Annotated in this window: 4 protein-coding genes; all 4 read right to left on the reverse strand. The window is 62.4% G+C overall.

Annotated features, from left to right (window positions below):
- Window positions 1-126: 126 nt before the first annotated feature.
- Window positions 127-1,449: a PhoH family protein gene (locus VJ604_RS06610; protein WP_324080878.1), complete on the reverse strand. Its 1,323-nt coding sequence runs from the start codon at window positions 1,447-1,449 to the stop codon at window positions 127-129.
- Window positions 1,450-1,547: 98 nt separating this feature from the next.
- A complete protein-coding gene (locus VJ604_RS06615) occupies window positions 1,548-2,681 on the reverse strand; it encodes an aminotransferase class V-fold PLP-dependent enzyme (RefSeq protein ID WP_324080880.1) in 1,134 nt (377 codons plus the stop codon).
- A gap of 241 nt (window positions 2,682-2,922) precedes the next feature.
- Window positions 2,923-3,963: a DHH family phosphoesterase gene (locus VJ604_RS06620; RefSeq protein ID WP_414652396.1), complete on the reverse strand. Its 1,041-nt coding sequence runs from the start codon at window positions 3,961-3,963 to the stop codon at window positions 2,923-2,925.
- 164 nt (window positions 3,964-4,127) lie between these two features.
- Window positions 4,128-4,505, reverse strand: a complete 378-nt coding sequence (locus VJ604_RS06625) for a hypothetical protein (protein ID WP_324080882.1) — start codon at window positions 4,503-4,505, stop codon at window positions 4,128-4,130.
- Between the last annotated feature and the right edge of the window lie 202 nt (window positions 4,506-4,707).

Genomic DNA, 4,707 nt, shown 5'->3' on the forward strand with positions numbered 1-4,707 from the left:
CTCCCCCTCGCCCCCTTGGGGGAGAGGGGCAGGGGTGAGGGCGGGACGTATCGCCACCTTGAGACACCCTCACCCGGCCTTGGGCCACCCTCTCCCCTGAAGGGGCGAGGGTACGGGTATGCGTCCTTACAGCAGGTTGGCGGCGAGCTCGGCGAGCTCGGAGCGCTCTCCCTTGGTCATGGTGATGTGGCCGGAGATGGTTTCCCCCTTGAGCCGCTCGACCAGGTAGGTGAGGCCGTTGCTCTCGGCGTCCACGTAGGGGTTGTCGATCTGGTACGGGTCGCCGGTCAGGACGATCTTGGTCCCCTCCCCCACGCGGGTCACGATGGTCTTGATCTCGTGCGGGGTCAGGTTCTGGGCCTCGTCCACGATCATGTACTGGTTCGGGATGGAGCGTCCCCTGATGTAGGTGAGCGGCTCGATCTCCAGGATCCCCATCGCCATCAGCTCCTTGTATCCCTTGCTGTGCCGACGTTCCCCCTCGTGCCCGCTCAGAAGCAGCTCAACGTTGTCGAAGATCGGCTGCATCCAGGGAGAGAGCTTCTCCTCGAGATCGCCCGGCAGAAAGCCGAGATCGCGCCCCATCGGGAAAACGGGACGGGAGACCAGAAGGCGGTTGTAGACGCTCTCCTCGGCGGTCTTATGCAGTCCCGCCGCGATGGCCAAAAGCGTCTTGCCGGTGCCGGCCTTACCCACCAGGGTGACGATCTTGATGTCGTCGTCCAACAGGGCGTCCAGCGCGTAAGACTGCTCGCGGTTCCTGGGGAACAGGCTCCAGACCCCTTCCTTGTCGATCGGCCGCAGCGGCACCAACCGGCCAGACTTCTTGTCGAAACGGGCGATGGCGCCGTGGGAAGGATTGCCGGCCTGGGTGAGCGAGACGAACTGGTTGGCATAGAGACCGTCAACCGGCTCTTGCAGATATCCCTGGCCGTAGAAACGGTCGATCACCTCGGCCCCCACCTCCAGCGTGGCGAAGCCGCTGTACATATCCTCTATGGCGACCTTGTCCGATTCGTAGTCCTCGGCGGCAAGTCCCAGGGCATCGGCCTTGATGCGAAGGTTGGTGTCCTTGGTGACCAAGACGACCGGGACCTCGCTCTGCGACTCCATGAGGTCCACCGCCACCGCGAGGATGCGGTTATCCCCCCGATCCTGACGCAGTTCGGGAGGAAGCCTCTTCATCACCTTCTCTTCGTAGATCTCGATCCTGATCGAGCCGCCGCTCTCCAGTTGCAGCCCCTTGGAGAGGGAGCCCTCCTTACGGAAGGCATCCATCAGCCGGGAGAACTGCCGCGCGTTGCGGCCGGTCTCGTTCATGTCCTTCTTGAACCGGTCGATCTCCTCGATCACGGTGATGGGGATGATGATCGTGTTGTCTTCGAACCTGGTAAGCGCCTGCGGGTCGTATAGAAGAACGTTGGTGTCGAGCACATAGATTTTCTTCATTTCCCCCTCCTGTACGCTGTCTATACGATAGAAATCCGGCGAGTTCTCTTGAATCCTCAGTTTATGTAACTGCGTGGTGAGCCTCCGTCCTGTACTGCCTATCTAAGTTCGCGCATCGCCTTCAAAAAGAAGCCGATGTCGTCTTCGTTGTTGAAAAATCCCGGGCTGACCCTAACGGTCCCGCCGGGATAGGTGCCGATGGTGCGGTGAACGTGGGGTGCGCAGTGCAGCCCGGCCCGCACGCTGATGTCGAAGTTGTGGTCCAGTGCGAAGGCAAGCTCCGACGGATCACGTCCCTCCACGTTGAAAGAGACCGCCCCGCCATGCTCGCCGGCCAGCGGTCCGTACAGGACGACGCCGGGGATAAAACGGAGCCCCTCCAGGAGCTGGGCGATGAGTCCCCTCTCCTTTGCCCTGATGGCGGCCAGCCCCTTTTCCAGGATGAAATCGAGACCCGCCTTCAACCCGGCCAGTGCCGGGGTGTTGGTGGTGCCGCTTTCGAAGCGCTCGGGAAGCTGCTCCGGCTGGTGAGGGCTGCTGGCGTTGCCGCCGGTCCCCCCGACCAAGAGCGGGTCGAGCCTCAGCCCCTCCGCAATCGCCAGGATGCCGGTGCCGGGGGGGCCGAAGAGTCCCTTGTGTCCCGGTGCCGCCAAAAGGTCGATCCCCATGGTCTCGCAATCGATGGGGAGGTAACCGGCGCTTTGGGCGGCATCCACCAGCATGAGCGCACCCCCGGCACGGGCGATGCGGGCGATCTCCTCCACCGGCTGGATGGCCCCGGTCACGTTCGAGCAGTGGGCAAGCGCCACCAGCCTGGTGTTGGGGCGCAGCGCGGCGGCGATCTGCCGCTCCGACACCTTCCCCTCCCGGTCGCCCTGCACCAGGGTCACCTCAACCCCGCGCTCCCGCATCAACTGCAGGGGACGCAGCAAGGCGTTGTGCTCGACGGTGGTCGAGACGACATGATCCCCCGCTTTGAGGAGACCGCTGACCGCGATGTTGATGGATTCGGTGGCGGAGTGGGTGAAAACGAGGCGTGAGGAGTCCGATACGCCAAAGAACGCTGCCAGGGCTGCGCGGGCTTCATATACGATGCGGGCAGCTGCCAGGGATTGCCGATAACCTCCCCTTCCCGGAGCCACGCCAACCTCGCGCATGGCAGCATCCATAGCCCGGTATACAGCTTCGGGTTTCGGGAAGGATGTTGCTGCGTTATCCAGGAAGAGCGACATGCATAATAACTAGCACTTTTAGAGGGTGTTTGGCAACCTTTTCATGAAAATCTGAATCCTCAAATGAGGGGCCAAACGCTGGCTGGACGGCCGCTGAGCCCCCTCCCCCTCCGCGGGGCGGTTGGGGTAAGGAAGCCTCGCATCTTCATGGACAGCTCCCTCACCCCCTCCCCTCTCGGGGGGGAGAGAGGGAGCCGGCAAGGGAGGATTGAAGTGGTAAAGAGAAGGGCCGAGCGAGTGACTAGTCGATGAGCTGCTCCGGGTCCTGGTTGGGAACCTGCAGTTGGGCGAGCAGTCGGGAGGTCAGCAGCTCCTCGACGGCGCGGATCCCCTGCTCGTCACCCTCCACCTGGTCGACCTTCCCCCCCGCCATCATGCCGTGACCGCCGGCGCTGCCGATGCCGGTCACCAGGGAACGGATCAGTTCACCCGCGTTGATCTCCTCGCTGGAAGTCCGGATGGAGAGGATCATCTCCCGGTTGTAGTACCCCATGGCCAGCACGGTCTCCATCCCCTCCAGCCGGAGCAAGAGGTCGGCCAGCTCTGCCACCACCTCGGGGAACTGAACCCGCTTCAGGCTTGCCACCAACACCTTTCCGTACAAGGTAGCGTGCTCCAGCGCCGTGTGCAGGGCCTCGAAGTACTCCCTGGGGAGCCGCGGGTGGGTGATGTTGTTCAACAGGGTCTTGTTGGCGAGCGGGAAGAGCTCCAGGTAGGCTTCGCGGTCGGGCCGGGTGGCCTCCCGCCCAAGATCCTGGGTCTCCGACTTGATCGCGTAGAAGATGGCGGTTGCCAGCTTGGTCCCCAGCGGGACCCCCTGCACCTTCAGGTACTGGTAGAGGATGGTGGAGGTGGTGCCGTACTCGGGGCGGACATCGACCCAGCGGCAGGCGGAGCTTCCTTCGCGCATCGGGTGGTGGTCGATCACCACGTCCACCCGGGTACCGGGGGGGAGCGAGTTGTTGCCGGTACCAGGCTGGCTGTCCAGCAGGCAGATCACCTGGTAGGCCTTGGGTTCGATGACCTGGAAGGGGGTGAGCGGGATTTCCAAAAGCTTGGCCATGGCGAGGTTCTCACTTCTGCCGATCATGCCGGAGAAGGCGATCACCGCCTCCTTGTTGAGCCGGACCGCAAACAGTTGCCGAAGCGCCATGGCGGAGGCGAGCGAGTCGGGATCGGGGTTATCGTGCACGACGATCAGGATCTTGCCCCGCCCGCTCACCCAGGTAAGCATGGAGTCGGTGTAGGACAGGGGATCGGGATGTTGCTGGTTGCGTGACAAAAGCCACCCCCGCTTGCATCATTAAAATCTCTATCGACCCACTGTATTGTAAACCACCGCGAAGGGTTAGACAAGAACGGGGGGGAGAGGGAGCCGGATGCTGTCCGGAGGAGGGCAAAAAAAAGGAGCCAGAGGCTCCCATCACACAATCATCGCAAAGGCAATCAGAATTGACCGCGCAAAAGCTGGGCAGTCAACGTTACAGCGGAGGATCCGTTGGGGCCTTCTTTGACCCCCGGCACCAGGCTGGGCATGGCGAACTTCACCTTGCCGTCCTTAACCTCGGCCAGGGCCCTGGCAGCGCTTACCGCGCCGTAGGTGCCTCCCACCAACGCACCGCCGGCCGCTCCGAAGCCGATGTAGTCCAGGTGGTCGCCGGGATGCTTGGTGAAGGCCATCACGACCCCGCCGACCAGGGCTCCGGAAAGGCCGCCGTAAAAGACGTCCTTGAAGACCTTTACCACCGCACTCTCCTCCGCCCTGCAGGGGTTGGCGATGCAGATGAGGATAATGGCCAGCACGATTTGCTTCAGACGGTACATGCACACCTCTTAACGTGACGGGGTTGGTGACATCGTACCAGAAGCAAAAGGCGCGCCATATCGTCAAAAAAGGGGGCCGCGCTGGCAAGGTGCGTAAATGATTGAAAAACCGAAGTAAAGGACCTTCATAGTGGGATGATCGGATCAGGACGGGGTGCTGTTCAAAACGCTGGCAGGAAAGGCCAAGCCGAGCAAAAAACCT

Origin of the sequence: Geomonas sp. (genome assembly GCF_035254065.1) — a bacterium.
Taxonomy (GTDB): domain Bacteria; phylum Desulfobacterota; class Desulfuromonadia; order Geobacterales; family Geobacteraceae; genus Geomonas.